Genomic DNA, 18,348 nt, shown 5'->3' with positions numbered 1-18,348 from the left:
ATTGAGTATGCTAAATAACTTACCCCAACATGCAATGACGTTACATCAATCTATGACAACCGATATGGCGATAGATGGCTTACCAGCGAAGTTGATTACGTTAGTCAATCAACGTGGCATGTCAGTCACTCTCATGGATATTGGCGCAACGTGGCTAAGCTGTTGTGTACCTGTAACGGTTAATCAACAAACAGTCCTTAGAGAAGTGTTGCTAGGGATAAGTACCCTTAATGATTTCTATCAGCAGCAAGCGTATTTAGGGGCAACGGTTGGTCGTTATGCTAACCGTATTGCAGCTGGTCAATTTATCTTAGATGATGAGCATTACCAAATATCAACCAATCAAAGTGGTAACTGTTTGCATGGTGGTGAGACGGGATTTGATAAACGTCGTTGGCAAATGCAGCAACTGAATGCAACCGAAGTACAATTTAGCTTGTTATCAGCAGATGGCGATATGGGTTTTCCTGGTAACTTGCAGGTGATAGTGACTTATACGTTAACCGAAAATAATGAATTAACGATTCGCTACAGTGCAGAAACAGATAAGCCGACGATCGTTAATTTAACTAATCATGGTTATTTTAATTTATTAGGCGCAGATGGTGAGCAAGATTGTTTAACACATAAGTTAATGATCAATGCCGATCACTATTTACCGACAGATCAACAAGGGATCCCATTGGGAGGGTTAAATAGGGTTGAAGCAACCAGTTTTGATTTTCGTCAGCTTAAGAGCATCAGCCAAGATTGGTTAATCGATAATGATCAACAACAGGCACAGGGATATGATCACTCATTTGTATTACACCCTGATGCACGTCACGCAACAACAGCTTGTGCGACGGTAACGGCAGCAGATGATTCATTAACAATGGATGTATTAACGACTAAGCCTGCAATGCAATTGTATACGGGGAACTTTTTGGCTGGGTGTCCGAATCGTCTTGGTGGTGAATATACCAACTATAGCGGTTTTGCGCTTGAAACACAGTTCCTGCCAGATTCACCGAATCACCCTGAATGGCATGATAATAATCCGATATTACGCCCCAATGAGCATTATTATTACTTAACCAGTTATCGGTTTCGTTAGCCATTAGTAACCATAATACTGACAGCTATTTCGCCTGCAGCCTCACACTATGATTAGTTAAAGCTGTGGGCGTTTTTATTGGCGCTTACTTATTATAAAACGCATTAAGCTGCTGGATAATTTCTTCTTTACCATCGATATTATGCAGTTTTTTAACACTCTCATCCGGCACTTCAAAAATGTGTTTAATCGCTTCAGCACTGGCGTTAGAAATACCATTAATGCGGTACTCTAAGCGTTGATGGATTAATTTATCAGAGGTCGTAACATAAATCATATCGATATTATCAATCTGCTGGCAAATATAATCGCGATGCTTTTTCTTATATGCACCTTGAGTGATTACAATGCGAGGATAAATAGTGCGGTAATGATTAATTTTATCGACAATGCGACAGAAAAATTGATCTCGCATATCTTCAGTAAATGGCTGCTTAGCTGCAATAACTTGGCGCATTTCATCGGTAAGATCATCATCAGCATGATAAACAAACCACTCATTATGTGCACCAATTACGTCACCAACAAATGATTTTCCAGCACCCGATAAGCCAAACAAAAACAGCACAGATGGGGCAGAAGTTAGTTGAAGGTGATGGCTCATTGAATGCTCACTGTAAATGACGATTAGGTTATGGCAAATGCATTTAACATACAATTGCTCTTTGAGGGCGTTAATGTGCCAAATTATTGCGGTACTTAAAAGTTTAAAATTGCAAAAAATACTGCTAGAGAATAAAAAACGCACATTAGGTGTAGTTTAGATTCATTAATGTCTATCGAAAATCAGTTTTATGGTAAAACAGGAGCTGAAATATCATAGAGAGTAAGAAAATAATGCAAACCATATTGATGATAATTAATGATGCTCCTTATGGATCTGAACGGCCGTTTAATGCACTTCGTTTAGCTATCAAACTTAATGAGCAAGAAGCTGAACCTGTTGCGATGAAAATCTTTTTAATGTCAGATGCCGTAACTTGTGCTTTAGCAAAACAATCACCAGCAGAAGGTTATGATATTCAGCAAATGGTTGAGATTATTTTAGCTCAAGGTGGCGAAGTTAAACTATGTAAAACCTGTTGTTCTGCGCGTGGGTTAACGGCCTTACCTTTAATAGAAGATGTTGCTATTGCCACTCTGGATGACTTAGCCGAATGGACACTTGCAGCTGATAAAGTGTTTACCTTCTAAATAAAAAAACCGCATGAGTGACGCTGTCACTTTTGCGGTATTTCTTTTCCTACGATATAGCCAATTAGCTGTGAGCTGCAACCGATAATCGTTTCACTACTGTTGGCACAAACATATGGGTAATACTCGAATCAGCTTCTATTACGTGTGTTGTGGGTTGTTTGGCTGCTATTGCTAACTGAAAAGCAAGTTGGGTTGCTTGTTCTGCCATTATTTGAATCGGGTAGCGAACTGTCGTGAGCTTAGGATGCAGATATTTAGCAATTAAGCCATCATCAAAGCCAATTAATGACATTTGATTGGGAATCGTTAAACCGTTACCTTCAACTACAGATAAACAGCCAGCCGCCATATAATCGTTGTAAGCTGCAATTGCAGTTATTGGAAGATTTTTAGCGAGTAAGTTTGTCATCGCTATCTCTCCACCATCTTCATCTGGCGTGCCATATTCAATATAACTTTGTGGTGCAGTTAATTGGTGTGCTTGTAATGCATCTAAATAACCCTGCTTACGCTGAGTGGTATCTTCAATATCATGATTTGAGCAAATATAACCAATATGCTGGTGGCCGTGTTTAATTAATAGCTCAGTGGCTAAATACGATCCACGGTGGTTATCAAGGGCAATACAACGATCAGCTATTTCAGTAATGAAACGGTTAATAAGTACCATTCCCGGTACTTCTTTCGCAAAAGCAATCAATTCGGCATTAGATAAACTTTTGCTATGAATAATTAACGTATCACAACGGTTATTGATTAAGAGTTCGATCACTTCGCGTTCAGTGTCAGCGTTATGATAACCATTACCAATTAATAGATGCTTACTGTGTTGACGAGCAATATTGTCGATCGATTTGATCATTGCGCCAAAGAAAGGATCCGATACGTCACCAACTAACACACCAATAGTGTTAGTTGATTGGCTCACTAATGCACGAGCATTGGCATTAGGACGATAACCAAGCGCTTGCATTGCTTGCGTCACTGCCGTAATAGCGGCTTGGCTTGCTTTAGGAGATTTGTTTATCACTCTTGATACGGTTGCTACCGATACTTCGGCGAGTTTCGCCACATCTTTGATTGTTGCCATGATCACCTCTTTACTGTTGAAGCTATTAAACTACGGTTGTGTAAATAACGCAATTTAACAGTGTGATATAGCTAACTAATTCGGAATGATATTCTTTGTAAATCAATATTTAATTGGTAGTGTAAACGTTAACAGTACGTGAGTGACTGTACGCGATTATTTGTTCGCTTAATTAATAGTTAAGCCTCAAGGAGAACCCATGGATACCATTTCATACGCAGATTTTGCCAAATTAGATATTCGTGTCGGAAAGATCATTGATGTCGTCCGCCATGAAAATGCCGATAAACTTTATATTGTTCAAATTGAAGTGGGTGATACGACACTACAAACCGTAACCAGCTTAGTACCTTATTACACTGAAGAGCAATTATTAGGTAAGCAAGTTGTGGTGCTGTGTAATTTAGCCAAGGCTAAGATGCGCGGTGAAACATCAGAGTGCATGTTGTTATGTGCTGAAACTGATGATGAAAGCGAGAGTGTATTATTAACTCCAGAGCGTTTAATGGCGACGGGCGTTAAAATTGTTTAATTGGTAATGGCTACATAATGAAAGCAGGGTAGTGGTGGATGTATTACCTTGCTTTTTAATATTCACACAAACAATGACTCTGCAACGCGTGGACAGTAGATTCCCTATCTTGCTCGTTCCTCGCTGTCGGGAATGACACTGAAGGTGCAGGTATCCGTTGGTGGAATATATTGTCTTGTATCAAATATTTACCATCAAAATAGGGTATTGATCACAGATTAATATATTGGCCATTAAAACTTAATTTGGTGAACTAATATTAGCGATGTTAAGCAGTTATGACATTTATTGTGTGGTAACGTCAAAAATATTAGCTTGTACTTTAGTTAGGAGCAACAACATGCCGCATTGTATCGTCGAGTATGCGAAGGATTTAGAAACCCAAATAGATCTTACCGAGTTAATGACAACTACACATTTTTCTATTTTTAGTTCAGGTATTTTTGAAGAAGAAGACATTAAAACTCGCCTTATTCCTTATGAGCTTTATCGTACGGGTGCAACTGAAAAACCATTTATTCATATTACGATAAGAATTTTGCCGGGTCGTACTGAAGAGCAAAAAGATTTGCTATCAGAAGTATTATTGCACCATGTTGCTGCGATGTTTAATTCTGATATTGCAATCAGTGTTGAAATCGAAGATATCAACCAGCAATCTTATCGAAAATACGTTGTATAAATTTGCATATTTCATTAGCTATTCAATTTTATTTGCAATGAACACTGTTTTTATGTTGTTATAAATAGGTCTTGTATAAATTAGGAAAAGTTATGAATAAGAAACTTCTGGTTGTTGCTTTGGGCTCATTAGCGTTAGTGGCGTGTAGTGCGCAAGATATTAAAACGACTAAAGAGGCAAATATGCAAACGGGGTGTGATTATACTCAAGCAATTCCTGGTGGTTGGCAGCAGGGAGAAATTACACCTGAGGTAACAGCTGCGGCACAAGCCGCGGTAAAAGATATCGCTGGTGATCATCAATTAAAAAATGTCTTACATGTTACTCAACAAGTTGTCGCTGGTATGAATTATAACGTGACATTTTCACTTGAAAATAATGACGTATATACCGCAAAAGTCTTCCGCAGTTTAAAAAATGTTTATACTGTTGAGCATGTTGATAAGGCCAATAACGCAGTTTCAAACTGTGATGTAAAAAACTAACGCATAACTGAGTGGTTGTTATTTGACCGCTTGTTTGAATAAAAAAACAGCCGCTGTTATTGAGAATCTATCAATAATAGCGGCTGTTTTTTATGTCGATTTTAGGCGTGCTTATATTGCGAAAATTAAACATAAGATGAAAAACAAGGCGGCGGTATTCATATTGAAAAATAACGGCAAAGAATAGCCTTATATTGCCCATATACGACTGTTTGGGTGAGCGCAAAAAAATAATAATTTTATAGTCTTTTCTACTGGTCATGAATGGTTTTTTTTTATTAAGATAGAACCATTAGGGTTAAATTTGAAGAGAGTAATTATTGATGCATGTTGCAAAAAAACAGTTTGATGGTGAGGTTTTTTCTCATCAAGATTTAAGCGAAGCAACCTTTGAACAGTGTCAGTTTTACCGCTGTGATTTTTCGCGTACCAATTTAACTGATGCTTGTTTTATTGATTGTAGCTTTATTGAAGCAGGGGAAACTGAAGGCTGTAGTTTTGCCTATGCAAAATTAAAAGATGCCAGTTTTAAAGGTTGTAATCTCGCAATGGCAAATTTTAGAAATGCACAATGTTTTGGCATAGAATTGCGTCAATGTAACCTTAAAGGGGCTGATTTTCATTATGCTTCTTTTGCTAATTATATTACTCAAAGCACTTTCTTTTGTTCAGCATTTATTTCGGGCTGTGATTTAAGTTATGCCAATTTAGAAAGCCTGATGTTAGAGAAGTGTGAGCTATTTGAAAACCGTTGGCGTGGGGCAAACTTAATCGGAGTATCATTTAAAGGTTCTGATTTAAGTCGTGGTGAATTTTCAAGTGAACAATGGCAACAGGCAATATTTAAAGAAACTAATTTATGCCATGTTGATTTAGAAAACGTTGATGTACGACGTGTCTCTTTAGAAGGGGCTCAAATTAGTGACTGGCAGCAAGAGCAACTGTTGAGTAATTTAGGGATCGTTGTTTTATAGTTGCTTGTTTTAAAATAAGTTAGGCTAAGTTGTGCAGTTTGCCACAGGAACAGTAAATTGACCTGTGGCGCACAATGAATTAAAGCTTACCATTCGCCGCTATTTGGTAATGAAATCCATGGTTCAGCAGGGGATAATGGCTCACCTTTTTGAAGTAGCTCAATTGAGATGCCATCAGGTGAACGAACAAAAGCCATATGACCATCACGTGGTGGACGGTTGATAATAACGCCATGGTCTTGTAACCGTTGACATAACTGATAAATATCATCAACACGAAAGGCAAGGTGGCCAAAATTACGACCGCCGCTATAGGCCTCTGGATCCCAATTATAAGTTAACTCTAATAAGGGTGATTGTGTTTGAGTTGCAGCTTCTACTTGCGCTGGTGCAGCTAAAAATACCAGCGTAAAACGTCCACGCTCGCTTTCTTTACGCTGAGTTTCGACTAGTCCTAATTTGTTGCAGTAAAAGTCCAGTGAGGCGTCTAAATCGCTGACTCGTACCATAGTGTGCAAATATTCCATTGCTTATCTCCAGATCAAAAAAATCCCCGATGTTTAGCACTATAGAATAAATCAAATAAGTGCAAAAACGAACGGGGATTTTAGCTAATAACGGTTCTTTTTAATTGGTCGCCGTTACTAGTTGTTGTTTCTTATCTCGACGTACATGGTAAACACAGCTGCCAATAAACCATACTGAACTTACAGCGATACCCATAATCGTTGAACCAGTAATCCCCATTGCAAGGTAGCCAAGGAAAGCACCAAAAGCGACAATTAATGCATAAGGTAACTGCGTCATTACGTGATCCATATGATGACTACCAGCACCTGTTGCTGACAAAATACTGGTGCTTGAGATAGGTGAACTGTGGTCACCAAATACCGAGCCTGCTAAGACTGCAGATAGCATAGGCATGAGTAGGTTAACATCACTCGCAATAGCCATATCACCAGCTAGTGGTAGCATGATACCAAATGTGCCCCAGCTAGTACCGGTTGCAAAAGACATTCCACACGATAGTAAGAACACTAGTGCTGGTAGTAACTCAACGGGTAAACCATTCTTAGTTAATGATGCTAAGTATTGTCCAGTTTCCATATCACTAACAACAGTACCAATTGTCCATGCAAATAACAGAATGATAATTGCAGGCATCATCGCTTGAACGCCTTGAGGCGCAGCCGTTAACCATGTTTTTAATGGTAATTTTAAGCGTAGTGCCAATACAATTGATACCGCAAGACTACATAATGCAGCGTAAACTAATGATGAGCCAACATCTGTATGTTCTAGCGATCCAATTAGAGTAAATGCCTGACCTTTAGCTGCTAATACATCAGCACCACTTATGATCATAAACATAACGCTAGTAACTGTTAGAGTTAGAATAGGTAAGACCATATCAACCATGGTGCCATTACCTTCACCTTCGGTGGTGATTTCTAGCCCTTTAGGGTGACCTTTAGACTCATCCCAAAGTTGACCTTCACGAGCACGTTCTTCATGCTTGCGCATTGGGCCAATATCAAGCTGGAATGTGATAACTACAAGTACCATTAATAAGGTAAATACAGCATACAGGTTCATTGGAATCATTTGTACGAACAATGATATAGGACTAGTTTCGGTAATATCATTAGTGACTAAAATACCACCTAGAATAGCGATGATATATGCGCCCCATGATGAGATAGGGGTAATTACACATACAGGCGCTGCAGTTGAATCAAGCAGATAAGCCAATTTCGCACGTGAAATTTGAAAGCGATCAGTCACAGGACGACAAATGGGCCCAACAGATAAGCTATGAAAAAAGTCATCAATGAAAAAAGCAAATACCATCATACCCGTTAAGATATTCGCACTGCGACGATCTTTACAGCGACGAACACCCCATTCAGCGAAGGCTTTAGTTGCCCCTGTTGCGGTCATTAAGCTAATCAATCCGCCCAGTAATAACATAAATAACAACATGTTAACGTTACTGGTATTGACAGCACCATCAGCCCAAACTAAGCCAAGAATTTGATGTAAAAGATATTGTAGTGCAACGAGTGGGTTGTAATTATTTAGAAGGATTGATCCTGCAATTATGCCCACGCCTAAAGATAACAATACGCGGCGGGTAGTAATTGCAAGAATAACTGCCAGTAGTGCAGGTACCACTGATAATAGTGAATCAGAATATTGGATTAAATTCATGGATCTCTTAAACACCTATAATAAGGTGGAGATCTACCGAAAGGATAGAGAAACAGATTTCTTGAGAAATAATACTTCTTATCCCTTAGGGTAGCGCTCCATAGACAAAATAACTATGGCAGTTCTGCACTTCTTAAATACAGAACCAGCGATCATTGATGACTCAATAATCACTTCGGCGCTGACTCCTTTCCTCGGCTTTCATTGGGGATCTCCCTCCAACCGAATACTCTTAGGCAGCGCGCCTCTACTCAAAGGATTAAGGCTTGACTATACCGATATATTTTTCACAAGCAATAAAAAAAAACGCATAAATGTGTAATAGGTTTAAATTTCATCAAGTCGGCTAACTGATCGTGGTTTCAATCAGTTAGCTGAATGTTATTTCGTTATCGTTGCATATTGTTTCGTTATTCAGGATTATTATTCATTGGTTGAGTAAGGTTATGAATATTTCCAGCAAATCCAGCCTTGATAAGATCGGTGCGAATTTTGGTGACTTGGGTTGTTGTGATTGGAATGTCTCTACCACCTAATTTTTGACGTACAAATGTAATTAATTGTGCCAAATCTGCATCATTTAGAACGGTGTTAAAACTGCTCATCGGCATAAAGTCAATTTCTTGCTCTAAGTAATTAGGTACAAGGCCTCGAATGGTTACTGCAATCGTATCATAAGGGTCTTTATGCATAATAATGCCATTATTTAGCAGCGTGGGTGCAATGCCCTCACGACCTTTGCCGTCAGCGCCGTGGCAAGCGCCGCAAGTTTGAATATATAACCCGTAAAGTTGTTGTTCCTTTTTGAGTGGATCTGTAGCTGAACCTTCTAAATTAGGATCTTGAACATTGACTTGTGCTGGAATTAAGTCGCCAAAACCAGGCGGTGTGATTTGACCAACGGATTTATCAAGTACGTTGTATTTATCACCAGTAATGAGATATTCAGCAATTGCACTGACATCATCACGGGTTAAGTAACGGGTGCTGTTTTTCACTACTTCAGCCATGCCACCAAATGCAGTGCCTTTTTCTGAATGGCCTGTTTTTAGAAAATCAGTGAGTGAAGTAATGCTCCAACGATCTTGATAAAGTTCTGTGGCGGTAATGTCTGGTGCCATCCAGCCATCAATTAAATTACCTTGAAATAACTTATCACTAATTAAGGCTTGCGCTATATTTCTTGGAGTATGACATTCAGAACAATGGCCTAAACCCATAGTGAGGTATTTACCTCGACGCCAAGATTCAGTGCTGTTGGCTGGGTATTCTAATGGATCAGTGGTAAGAAAGGCGATGTTCCAACCTAGCAAACCTAATCGAATATTACTGGGAAACATCATTTGATTATTACGATTACGAGTATTAACGTAATTGAGGGATTGCATATATGCCCATAATGCTTTGGTGTCGTCATCTGTTACGTATTGATAAGAAGAATAAGGCATCGCAGGGTAGAGGTAACCACGTTTACCTTTACCTTTATGCAGTGCATCATAAAACTCAGAGTAGGTATAATCACCAATTCCAAAATCGGGATGTGATGATATATTGGTTGAATACATAGTACCAAAAGGCGTGACAAACCCCAGCCCACCGCCAAATAATTCACCGCCTTCGCCAGTATGACAAGCAACGCAATCACCAGCATAAGCTAAATATTGACCTTTAGTGATTAACTCTTTATTTAAATTCGCAAGTTCATTCGCGCGAAGAGTGTGTTGATGACGAATATAAGCACCAAGCGCTTGGATTTCTACCTCTGACAGTTGATTTTCAAAAGCCGGCATAACGTTATTTAAGCCGTTGTTAATGGTATGAATAATACCTTCAATACTGCCATCATGGAGCCAAATGTTATCCGCTAAATTGGGGGCGCCGAGTAATTGATTGCCCTGGGCATTACTTCCGTGACAACTGGTGCAGTTTTTATTAAATACGGTTTTACCTTGTTGTAAGGCAAAGGCTGGTGCAGAAATAATACGATCAGCCTGTAAAGAGGCAATATAGGTTGCGACATGATTAATGTCTTCTGCGGATAAAATAGTTTTCCAGCCTGCCATGACACCATTTCGGCCTTTCGTTATTGAGTGATGAATGTCTTTATCTGTACCGCCATAAAGCCACACATTATCAGAAAGGTTAGGGAAGTGTGTTTGGCCTTCAGCTTCACTTAAATGACAGGCTGCGCAGTGTGTTTGGAACAGTGCGTTACCAGCATTTACTATTGTGGCATCTTGGCTGAGCTGTTGGTATGAACTGCCATTGAGCTTTGCTTGTGTGATTTGTTTTTGTAAATTGGTAGGGTGAGGTTGAGTAGCTTCACTGGTTGATTTCCAATCCATTAATCCTTGCCAATTACCTAAACCGGGATAAAGCACTAAAAATCCAGCCGCTAACACAAAAGCGATAAAATAAGAAAACAATAACAACTTAGGTACAGCTGCATCATTTTCTTTAATATTATCAAAGCTATCAACGGTATTTTCTTTATCTGCTGTATGGTTTTTACGCCAGTAATACGCCACGACTATGATCATAAAAATCAGAAAGAGTAAGGTTAATATAATAACCCAGTTGCTCCAGAAAGTGTTCATTGCTGTACTCCCTGATCTTGTCCCAAACTTTGTAAGTAGGCTATCAGTGCTTCGGCTTTGGTACTGCCTTTAACCGCCAAACGCGCTTGTTGTATTTCGCGGTCGTTATAAGGCACACCAAGTGTACGTAATGCTTTGAGCTTGGCTTCTGCATCTTCGCCATCCAGTACTTGCTCAAATAACCATGGATAAGCTGGCATAATTGACGTCGGTACGACATGGCGAGGATTATTAAGGTGAATTGCATGCCATTGATCGGAATATTTACGGCCAAGGTTCGTAAGATCTGGGCCAGTACGTTTAGAACCCCATAAGTTAGGAAATTCATAAATATCATCGCTTTCACGGCTATAACGACCATAGCGTTTCACTTCGGCATCTAAAGGCCGTACCATCATGGTATGGCAAGTGTGGCAGCCTTCACTAATATAGATATCGCGCCCTTCAACTTCGAGTGCAGTGAGTGGTTTGGCACTTGATTCTGCAATTAATTTATCTTGATAAAAAAAAGCAGGCAGTACCCAAACTAGAAAAGAAAAACTGGCCACAATGACGGTGGAAATAATTAAGATAAGCACCGATTGCGTGAAATCTTTATTAAGCATGATCATTGACCTCCTCGGTTGAGGACGTTGTTGTTAAAGGCTGTCTAAGGGTGCGGTAAAGGTTGTATATCATTAATACTAAACCCAGCACAAAACTGACCCCACCAATGAAACGTGCCAGCATCCATGGTGAAGAAAAGTTCATTGCATCGACAAAACTATAGGTTAAGCTGCCATTAGGTTGTTGTTGTAACCACATATAACCTTGACCAATACCAGCAATCCATAGCGCAACCGCGTAAATAAGAATACCAATATGGGCTAACCAAAAATGCCATTTAACGAGGCGGTTAGACCATAATTGCTGGTGGCCCCACAGTCGTGGAATAAAGTAATAAAATACCGCAATGGCCGACATGCCTACCCAACCTAGAGCAGCTGAATGTACATGACCAATGATCCAGTCTGTGTTGTGGGCGATCATATTAAACCATCGAATCGCCAGTAATGGGCCTTCAAACGTCGCTAAAGCGTAGTAAACAATGGCAGAGAAAAAGAACCACATAATGTAATCATGTTTAAGTTTGGGTTTATTATTGAGCAAAGTCATGATGCTATTAAATGCGCCACCCCATGATGGTAGCCATAAAATTAGTGACATGACGATCCCAAGATTTTGTAACCAGTCTGGCACAGAAGAATAAATTAGATGGTGGGTACCTGCCCAAGTATAAAAACCGACGAGCCCCCAAAAATGAATGACAGATAAACGGTAAGAATAAATAGGGCGTTCAGATATTTTAGGGATGAAATAGTAGTTCATGCCGATAATACCCGCCGTAAGGAGAAAGCCGACAGCATTATGTCCCCACCACCATTGTACTATCGCATCTTCTGCGCCAGAGTAAATAGAGTATGATTTCCAAAAAGTTACGGGCAATTCAAGATTATTGACAATAAAAATCATGGCAATAACGAGAATAAAAGCGCCATAAAACCAGTTAGCGACAAATATATGAGCGACAGTTCTTTTAGCGATAGTGCCAAAAAATAAAATTGCATACAGTACCCAAACGATAGCGATTAAAATATCAATCGGCCATTCAAGCTCTGCATATTCTTTTGACGTCGTAAAACCAAGCGGAAGGGTGATCACTGCCAATATTAAGACGAGTTGCCAACCATAGTAAACAAACCAAGATAAGCTGCGGTTAAATAAGGGTACTTTACAGGTTCGTTGAACGATATAAAGTGAGGTGCCCATTAAAATATTAACGACAAAGCCAAATATAACACCATTAGTGTGTAATGGTCGTAAGCGTCCAAATTGAAAATATTCCGAGTTTAAATTAAGCGCTGGCCAATAAAGTTGCCCCGCTAATATTACTCCAATTGTCATTGCAATTAGCCCCCAAATAACACTGGTGACCATGAAGTATTTAATAACTTTATAATTGTATTGAATATCCATTCCAAAAACCTGTGACTATCGTATTCGTCGAAAAAGCTATATCGCGAAATTAAACGTGCATATTTTTATCAACCAATAGGGCTGGTATTAATCATCACTTTTTGGCGGTGCTGATTTCACTTGGTTAAAATAAAATGCAATATCATGCATGTCTTTATCACTGAGTACATCAGCTTGGGCGTGCATGAGAATGGCTAAACCGTCATTTCGTTGGCGTAACTTATAGGCTTTGAGTGCTGCCACAAAGTAGGCTTGCTTTTGCCCTTGTAGATTTGGGTAGGTATCGATAGTAGAAATACCATCAACCCCGTGGCAAGTCATGCACACGACAGACTTTTCTTTTCCTTGAGTAAATTGTGTTTCAGTAACTGATTCTGTTGCAGTTACTGCTATCGAAAATAGTAGTGTATAGAGTAGAAATATTAATCTAACGAGTAAGTTTTTTGTCATTAGCAATACTCACTTTTATCGTTATGGTCGTTATTAAAAGTGTGGTGTGGTTAAAAAACGCTCTTTAAAGATAGAAGAGATGATGATTTTTTGTAAAATTAGGTTGATTAAATAGTCAGCTGTTGATTCTTAAAAGTAGGAATGTAAAGACTGTATTTGAATGTTTTTAAATAAAAAAACTAAACATAGACGGTTTTGTGACTAGGTTATTTTCAATAATGAATACAATGTTACTGAAAATGATCGCGTGTAAATGATAATAATTTTCGTTATTGTTGGCTTAATTGTTTAGTGTTCTTAATAAGAGTTGCTTATTTTATGTTTCAATGTCGACCTGCCACATGGATGTCTATTTATCAATTTGCGTTTTTTTTTGCTTATGGTGTTTACCTACCTTTTAGAGGGTTGTGGCTAGAAAAGTTAGGGATCAGTGATGCTGATATTGGCATGCTAGTTGGGTTTGGGTTAGCTTCTCGTTGTATTATCAATTTTACCCTCACACCTCTTTTTCATAAGGTCGAACACTTAATTCCAGCACTTCGATGGTCAATGTTTCTGGGTGTTTTAGGATTTATTTCTTTTATTTATATTGGTGAATTAGAAGCAAATTTTTGGGTACTTGCTATTCTGATTGTTTTGTTTAATTTAGCGATTGGGCCAGCTGTTGCAATCTCTGATGCGATATCAAATCACTATGCAGCCGATAAACAGTTGGATTATGGTTATACGCGGTTGTGGGGCGCTATTGCTTTGACTGTTGCTTCTGCTTCGATGGGGTTAATTACTAAACATTGGGGTATAGCTGCAGTGCCTATTTTAGGTGCATTAGGGTTATTTATTACCTTTTTAGGCACAATGATTAAACCTACTGTGCCAATGAAATGTAACCATAAAAAAACAGGAAAAATTAATATTCTTAAAGTGCTACGCGATAAAAAAACGTTAATTTTTATTTTGGTCGCATCATTACTTGAAGGTAGCCATGGTGGTTATTATTTCTTTAGCGCTATCTATTGGAAAGATGCAGGATATAGCACTGAAACTATTGGTTACTTATGGAGCCTATCGACAATCTCGGTAATTGTATTCTACTTTATTAGTCGTAAAGCTTTTTCTAATTGGCAGGTAAAATCATTATTTAAATTAGCGGCTATTTCTGTTGTTATTCGTTGGGCATTAATGGCGTATTCAACAGAGCTGCCAGTACTTATTATTTGTCAGATTCTACATGGTATTACTTTTTCTGGAACGATTTTGTCATCGGTACGTTATGTTGAAGAAAACAAAAAACATAACTACATGGGACTACAGGCACTTTATCATGCAATACCAGCCGGATTTGCGTTAGCATTAGTGTCAGCTGCTTGTGGTTGGATTTATCACCATAGTGATATTAATGTATTTTGGTTCATGGCAGCGATGGGCGTACCGTGTCTATTTTTGAGCGTTATTAGTGATGAAGACAAATCTGAAACTCATAATCCGACGGTGCGTTTTAGTCCAGAAGAGCAAAATTCAATATAATAGTTAAAGGTATTCGTGAACCTAACAATAGATGATTGAATATTGATAAATTATAGCCTCTTATAGAATAATAAGAGGCTTTTTATTTTTAATACTAATTAAGTAGCATAATATTTATGGGAAATGGTTATATAATGTATGCTTTATTATAACTAGTTAACAAATATTCAACTATTTGATGGTATTTATAATCATTATCTAATATTTTAAAAGGAGTTATAAATAATAAGGATGTTTACTATGAATTTCTTCTTTCGTTCAAAGAAAGCTGTAAAAGGAACCACGGCGTTACAAGCAAAGGAAAGGCTTGTGAGTGAAATTACCCGCCATCGAAATACTCGCCATCTACAACTGATGAAAGATGAGCTTGCGTTATTACTATCGCAGTTTTCTCATATTAAAGAGAATAGAATTGATGTGGTGCAAAATACTAAATCACAAATGGTATTGAAAATTAATGCTAAACTAAGTCATTAAGTTATGATGTTTATATATATATCCCGTTATTAAAAAGCCGACATTTATGTCGGCTTTTTAATAACGGGATCAACTAGGTTTATCGTGCAGTTTCAAAAGCGAGGGCTTTTTTCTCAAAGACGCGAAAAACTAAAGTGAGTAAGCCATTAACGGCTAAATAGAATGCACCAGCAACCGCAAAGACAGTCAATGTATCATAAGTTTGTGCATTAATGCGCTGTGCATAACCCATGATGTCCATAATAGTGATCGTACTTGCTAGAGATGTCCCTTTAAATACTAAAATCACCTCATTAGAATAAGCTGGAATAGCACGACGAATAGCAAATGGTAATAATACGCTCAGAGTTGCTTTCGTATTCATTCCTAATGCACGACAAGCATGCCATTGACCTTTAGGTATTGCATCAAACGCACCTTTAAATAGTTGAGTACTATAAGCTGCTGTATTTAAAGCTAATGCCAGCATTGCGCAAAACCATGGTTGGCTTAACCAATCCCATAAAAAACTATGACGAATACTCTCAAATTGTCCTGGGCCGTAGTATACCAAAAAGATTTGTACTAATAATGGTGTGCCTGTAAACAGGGTAATAATACCACGGCTGAGCCAATGAATAATTGGGGTGCGTAATATGAGACTTGCCGTCATTAATAAAGCTAAGCTACAGCCGACGAATAAAGACGCTGCGGTTAATTCAAGACTCGTAATGAGTCCTTGTACCATAAGCCAAAAATTTTGTTCATTCATGCGGTTACTCCTTGGCTTTTATTTGTTTGCACGTTAGAGCCATCTTGCTCGCTGAATTTTTTTTCAATTATTTTAATTATGCGCTGGGTAATTAAAGTAATGACTAAATACACTGCTGCTGCAGTGGCATACCAAGTAAAACTTTCATGAGTCGCCGCAGACGCTAATTGGGCTTGTTTTAATAAGTCCGTAACACCAATTAAGGAAACCAGAGCAGTATCTTTTAATAATACTAGCCATTGGTTGGTTAATCCGGGTAAGGCATGACGCACAGCTTGAGGCAAAATAATACTGAAAAACGTGCGTTGTTGACTAATACCGAGTGCACTTGCTGCTTCTTGTTGACCTTTGGGTACCGCTTTTAATGCGCCCCGGATAGTTTGAGCAGCATAGGATGCAAAAATAAGCGATAACGCAATTACGCCCGATAAGAAGGGGCTAATCTCAATGAATTCGCCAGTAATATAAAAAATAATTTGGCCCGAACCAAAAAAGATAAAAAGTACGACTAATAGCTCAGGCAGACCACGGAGGATAGTCACGACAAATGTTGTTGGCCAAGCGATAACACGATAACGTGACATTTCGCCGCCTGCAAATAACATCGCTAAAACTAACCCTACCGCTAAACTGACAAAAGCAAGCTGGATTGTCATCCAGCTGGCCTCTAGCAGGGATTGTGAATATCCCGTTAATATCATAACTTACTTACCAAAATACTGTTCAAAAATTGCTTGGTACTGACCATTCGCTTTAATAGCTGCCAGCGCTTTATTTAATTGTTCTACTAATGCTTGGTTGTCTTTATTTACAGCAATACCGAAACCATTACCAAAATATTTAGCATTCGTAACAGGCTTACCGACATAAGAAAGTTTGTCACCATTACCTTTCTTAAACCATTCAGCGACAACCGCAGTATCACCAAAAACAGCATCAATTCGGCCGTTTTGCATATCAATAAATGCATCTTGGTAACTGGTATAAGGTACTGCGGTTACTGCTGGCATTTGATCGGTAATATAGCTCTGGTGGGTTGAGCCATTTTGTACGCCAACGCGTTTACCCTTGAGTGCAGCTTGATCTGCCACATGGTCTTTTAGAGATACGAATGCTGCGGCATTGTCATAATAGGTGTTACTAAAACTGACTTGTTGTTGACGTGCCTCGGTGATGTCCATTGCTGAAATTGCAGCGTCATAACGCTTAAATTTAAGAGCAGGAATTAAGCTATCAAAGGCTTGGTTATGGAAAGTACATGTTGCTTTCATTTCAGAACACAATGCTTTAGCGATATCAATATCAAAGCCTTGAATTTGATTGTTAGCATCCATGTATTCAAACGGTGCGTAAGTCGCTTCTGTGGCAAATTTAAGATCTTGTGCAATTGCGTGACTTGATGCTAGACCGATCATTGCGGCTAATAAAATTTTCTTCATCGCTATACTCCATGCGGTTTATTACGTAGTTCTATTTACGTGGTTTAAAAAGATACCTATTAATGAGTGAGGTATTCTGCAAATTGGGCTGTTTTTGGGGTTGCGAAAGAAGCATGACTGCCATGCTCAATGACGCGACCGTTTTCCATGTATAAAATGTGGCTTGCAATTTTTTTTGCAAAATCGACTTCATGGGTAACGACAACTTGGGTTATTCCTGTACCACTAAGATCTTTGATGATCTTAACTATTTGGCTGGTTATTTCAGGATCAAGCGCCGCGGTTGGTTCGTCAAATAGTAGTACGTCAGGTTTCATCATTAGTGCTCGAGCAATCGCAACCCGCTGTTGTTGGCCTCCTGAAAGTTGTAACGGCCATGCATCAGCTTTATCTGCAAGGTGTAATTGGGTCAGAATAGCGACGGCTTGTTGCTTGGCTAATGTTTTATCAATCCCTAATACTTTTATTGGTGCCTCAGTTAAATTTTCGATCACGGTTTTGTGTGGCCAAAGATTATATTGCTGAAATACCATCCCGACTTTACGCCTTAATGCTAAGCCTTTCTGTTCTGAAATAGGCTTGGAAAAATCAAACACATTATCGGCAATCGTTAATTTGCCATCGGTCGCATTTTCAAGCAGGTTTAATACTCGTAATAGTGAGCTTTTACCTGCACCACTAGGACCTAGTAAAACGAGGGTTTCGCCAGTGTTACAAGTAAAGCTGACATCATGCAGTACTTGGTTTTGGCCATAAAATTTATTGATATTACTTACTTGAATACTCATGCTCTAATACTGCATTAATCATCACTTAATTTATATACT

General features: G+C 38.7%; 20 protein-coding genes and 1 riboswitch. Of the genes, 8 read left to right on the top strand and 12 right to left on the bottom strand.

Annotated elements, in window-relative coordinates:
- The first annotated feature begins 7 nt into the window (after nt 1–7).
- Nucleotides 8–1,096 (top strand): galactose-1-epimerase, encoded by a 1,089-nt coding sequence (gene galM / locus C0W29_RS02040; protein WP_373455691.1) that lies wholly within the window; start codon nt 8–10, stop codon nt 1,094–1,096.
- A gap of 85 nt (nt 1,097–1,181) precedes the next feature.
- Here the strand turns inward: galM and C0W29_RS02035 are convergent, their stop codons facing one another.
- Nucleotides 1,182–1,700, bottom strand: a complete 519-nt coding sequence (locus C0W29_RS02035; RefSeq protein ID WP_045041844.1) for a hypothetical protein — start codon at nt 1,698–1,700, stop codon at nt 1,182–1,184.
- A gap of 233 nt (nt 1,701–1,933) precedes the next feature.
- On the opposite strand from C0W29_RS02035, the gene C0W29_RS02030 reads away from it, so the two are divergent.
- Nucleotides 1,934–2,290, top strand: coding sequence for a DsrE/DsrF/TusD sulfur relay family protein (locus tag C0W29_RS02030; RefSeq protein ID WP_045044988.1), 357 nt, complete (start codon nt 1,934–1,936; stop codon nt 2,288–2,290).
- Between the two features lie 64 nt (nt 2,291–2,354).
- Here the strand turns inward: C0W29_RS02030 and C0W29_RS02025 are convergent, their stop codons facing one another.
- The gene (locus tag C0W29_RS02025; RefSeq protein WP_045041846.1) at nt 2,355–3,383 is read right to left on the bottom strand and encodes a substrate-binding domain-containing protein; all 1,029 of its coding nucleotides are present in this window, start codon (nt 3,381–3,383) and stop codon (nt 2,355–2,357) included.
- A 199-nt stretch (nt 3,384–3,582) separates the two neighbouring features.
- Between C0W29_RS02025 and C0W29_RS02020 the strand changes: the two genes are divergently transcribed.
- From C0W29_RS02020 to C0W29_RS02005, 4 genes are all read left to right on the top strand, one after another.
- On the top strand, nt 3,583–3,915 hold the full coding sequence (locus tag C0W29_RS02020) for a tRNA-binding protein (protein ID WP_045044989.1): 333 nt from the start codon (nt 3,583–3,585) through the stop codon (nt 3,913–3,915).
- 340 nt (nt 3,916–4,255) lie between these two features.
- Nucleotides 4,256–4,597 (top strand): 5-carboxymethyl-2-hydroxymuconate Delta-isomerase, encoded by a 342-nt coding sequence (locus C0W29_RS02015; protein WP_036794234.1) that lies wholly within the window; start codon nt 4,256–4,258, stop codon nt 4,595–4,597.
- Between the two features lie 92 nt (nt 4,598–4,689).
- Complete coding sequence (locus tag C0W29_RS02010) at nt 4,690–5,082, top strand: cystatin domain-containing protein (RefSeq protein ID WP_036794236.1); 393 nt, start codon at nt 4,690–4,692, stop codon at nt 5,080–5,082.
- A 323-nt stretch (nt 5,083–5,405) separates the two neighbouring features.
- Nucleotides 5,406–6,056, top strand: coding sequence for a Qnr family pentapeptide repeat protein (locus C0W29_RS02005; RefSeq protein ID WP_036794238.1), 651 nt, complete (start codon nt 5,406–5,408; stop codon nt 6,054–6,056).
- An 86-nt stretch (nt 6,057–6,142) separates the two neighbouring features.
- Here C0W29_RS02005 and C0W29_RS02000 read toward each other — a convergent pair whose 3' ends face one another.
- The 6 genes from C0W29_RS02000 to C0W29_RS01975 all read right to left on the bottom strand — a co-directional run bounded on the left by C0W29_RS02000 (nt 6,143) and on the right by C0W29_RS01975 (nt 13,330).
- Nucleotides 6,143–6,583 (bottom strand): VOC family protein, encoded by a 441-nt coding sequence (locus C0W29_RS02000; protein ID WP_036794240.1) that lies wholly within the window; start codon nt 6,581–6,583, stop codon nt 6,143–6,145.
- Nucleotides 6,584–6,683: 100 nt separating this feature from the next.
- Nucleotides 6,684–8,267: a Na+/H+ antiporter NhaC family protein gene (locus C0W29_RS01995; protein WP_045041850.1), complete on the bottom strand. Its 1,584-nt coding sequence runs from the start codon at nt 8,265–8,267 to the stop codon at nt 6,684–6,686.
- A gap of 83 nt (nt 8,268–8,350) precedes the next feature.
- Nucleotides 8,351–8,525, bottom strand: a riboswitch (Lysine riboswitch).
- A gap of 152 nt (nt 8,526–8,677) precedes the next feature.
- Nucleotides 8,678–10,864 carry a cytochrome-c oxidase, cbb3-type subunit III gene (gene ccoP / locus C0W29_RS01990; RefSeq protein ID WP_045044990.1) on the bottom strand — a complete coding sequence of 729 codons (2,187 nt, stop codon included), beginning with the start codon at nt 10,862–10,864 and terminating at the stop codon, nt 8,678–8,680.
- Nucleotides 10,861–11,469: a cytochrome-c oxidase, cbb3-type subunit II gene (ccoO, locus tag C0W29_RS01985; protein ID WP_036796331.1), complete on the bottom strand. Its 609-nt coding sequence runs from the start codon at nt 11,467–11,469 to the stop codon at nt 10,861–10,863. The genes ccoP and ccoO overlap by 4 nt, the downstream gene beginning before the upstream one ends.
- A complete protein-coding gene (gene ccoN, locus C0W29_RS01980) occupies nt 11,462–12,880 on the bottom strand; it encodes a cytochrome-c oxidase, cbb3-type subunit I (RefSeq protein WP_045044991.1) in 1,419 nt (472 codons plus the stop codon). Before ccoN ends, ccoO begins: the two co-directional genes overlap by 8 nt.
- A gap of 87 nt (nt 12,881–12,967) precedes the next feature.
- On the bottom strand, nt 12,968–13,330 hold the full coding sequence (locus C0W29_RS01975; RefSeq protein ID WP_052671630.1) for a c-type cytochrome: 363 nt from the start codon (nt 13,328–13,330) through the stop codon (nt 12,968–12,970).
- Nucleotides 13,331–13,648: 318 nt separating this feature from the next.
- On the opposite strand from C0W29_RS01975, the gene C0W29_RS01970 reads away from it, so the two are divergent.
- Nucleotides 13,649–14,854, top strand: coding sequence for a 3-phenylpropionate MFS transporter (locus C0W29_RS01970; RefSeq protein ID WP_045067016.1), 1,206 nt, complete (start codon nt 13,649–13,651; stop codon nt 14,852–14,854).
- 309 nt (nt 14,855–15,163) lie between these two features.
- Complete coding sequence (locus tag C0W29_RS21605) at nt 15,164–15,331, top strand: hypothetical protein (protein WP_155395120.1); 168 nt, start codon at nt 15,164–15,166, stop codon at nt 15,329–15,331.
- 79 nt (nt 15,332–15,410) lie between these two features.
- Here the strand turns inward: C0W29_RS21605 and artM are convergent, their stop codons facing one another.
- From artM to artP, 4 genes are read right to left on the bottom strand one after another with little or no spacing between them, the layout of a single operon-like run.
- A complete protein-coding gene (gene artM, locus C0W29_RS01960; RefSeq protein WP_036794247.1) occupies nt 15,411–16,082 on the bottom strand; it encodes an arginine ABC transporter permease ArtM in 672 nt (223 codons plus the stop codon).
- A complete protein-coding gene (gene artQ / locus C0W29_RS01955; RefSeq protein ID WP_036794249.1) occupies nt 16,079–16,783 on the bottom strand; it encodes an arginine ABC transporter permease ArtQ in 705 nt (234 codons plus the stop codon). The genes artM and artQ overlap by 4 nt, the downstream gene beginning before the upstream one ends.
- Before the next feature lie 3 nt (nt 16,784–16,786).
- Nucleotides 16,787–17,521: an arginine ABC transporter substrate-binding protein gene (locus C0W29_RS01950; protein ID WP_045041853.1), complete on the bottom strand. Its 735-nt coding sequence runs from the start codon at nt 17,519–17,521 to the stop codon at nt 16,787–16,789.
- A gap of 59 nt (nt 17,522–17,580) precedes the next feature.
- Nucleotides 17,581–18,309, bottom strand: a complete 729-nt coding sequence (gene artP / locus C0W29_RS01945) for an arginine ABC transporter ATP-binding protein ArtP (RefSeq protein WP_045044992.1) — start codon at nt 18,307–18,309, stop codon at nt 17,581–17,583.
- Nucleotides 18,310–18,348 lie beyond the last annotated feature (39 nt).

The organism is Photobacterium kishitanii (assembly GCF_003026355.1).
In the GTDB taxonomy this organism is placed as follows: Bacteria; Pseudomonadota; Gammaproteobacteria; order Enterobacterales; family Vibrionaceae; genus Photobacterium; species Photobacterium kishitanii.
The sequence above is the reverse complement of the archived record's forward strand: the minus strand, read 5'-3'. Positions and strand labels throughout refer to the sequence as shown.

Excerpts from the sequence above, each read along its gene's own strand:
- galM (WP_373455691.1), top strand. The coding sequence starts at position 8 with ATGCTAAATAACTTACCCCAACATGCAATGACGTTACATCAATCTATG.
- C0W29_RS02035 (WP_045041844.1), bottom strand. The coding sequence starts at position 1,700 with ATGAGCCATCACCTTCAACTAACTTCTGCCCCATCTGTGCTGTTTTTG.
- C0W29_RS02030 (WP_045044988.1), top strand. The coding sequence starts at position 1,934 with ATGCAAACCATATTGATGATAATTAATGATGCTCCTTATGGATCTGAA.
- C0W29_RS02025 (WP_045041846.1), bottom strand. The coding sequence starts at position 3,383 with ATGGCAACAATCAAAGATGTGGCGAAACTCGCCGAAGTATCGGTAGCA.
- C0W29_RS02020 (WP_045044989.1), top strand. The coding sequence starts at position 3,583 with ATGGATACCATTTCATACGCAGATTTTGCCAAATTAGATATTCGTGTC.
- C0W29_RS02015 (WP_036794234.1), top strand. The coding sequence starts at position 4,256 with ATGCCGCATTGTATCGTCGAGTATGCGAAGGATTTAGAAACCCAAATA.
- C0W29_RS02010 (WP_036794236.1), top strand. The coding sequence starts at position 4,690 with ATGAATAAGAAACTTCTGGTTGTTGCTTTGGGCTCATTAGCGTTAGTG.
- C0W29_RS02005 (WP_036794238.1), top strand. The coding sequence starts at position 5,406 with ATGCATGTTGCAAAAAAACAGTTTGATGGTGAGGTTTTTTCTCATCAA.
- C0W29_RS02000 (WP_036794240.1), bottom strand. The coding sequence starts at position 6,583 with ATGGAATATTTGCACACTATGGTACGAGTCAGCGATTTAGACGCCTCA.
- C0W29_RS01995 (WP_045041850.1), bottom strand. The coding sequence starts at position 8,267 with ATGAATTTAATCCAATATTCTGATTCACTATTATCAGTGGTACCTGCA.
- ccoP (WP_045044990.1), bottom strand. The coding sequence starts at position 10,864 with ATGAACACTTTCTGGAGCAACTGGGTTATTATATTAACCTTACTCTTT.
- ccoO (WP_036796331.1), bottom strand. The coding sequence starts at position 11,469 with ATGCTTAATAAAGATTTCACGCAATCGGTGCTTATCTTAATTATTTCC.
- ccoN (WP_045044991.1), bottom strand. The coding sequence starts at position 12,880 with ATGGATATTCAATACAATTATAAAGTTATTAAATACTTCATGGTCACC.
- C0W29_RS01975 (WP_052671630.1), bottom strand. The coding sequence starts at position 13,330 with ATGACAAAAAACTTACTCGTTAGATTAATATTTCTACTCTATACACTA.
- C0W29_RS01970 (WP_045067016.1), top strand. The coding sequence starts at position 13,649 with ATGTTTCAATGTCGACCTGCCACATGGATGTCTATTTATCAATTTGCG.
- artM (WP_036794247.1), bottom strand. The coding sequence starts at position 16,082 with ATGAATGAACAAAATTTTTGGCTTATGGTACAAGGACTCATTACGAGT.
- artQ (WP_036794249.1), bottom strand. The coding sequence starts at position 16,783 with ATGATATTAACGGGATATTCACAATCCCTGCTAGAGGCCAGCTGGATG.
- C0W29_RS01950 (WP_045041853.1), bottom strand. The coding sequence starts at position 17,521 with ATGAAGAAAATTTTATTAGCCGCAATGATCGGTCTAGCATCAAGTCAC.
- artP (WP_045044992.1), bottom strand. The coding sequence starts at position 18,309 with ATGAGTATTCAAGTAAGTAATATCAATAAATTTTATGGCCAAAACCAA.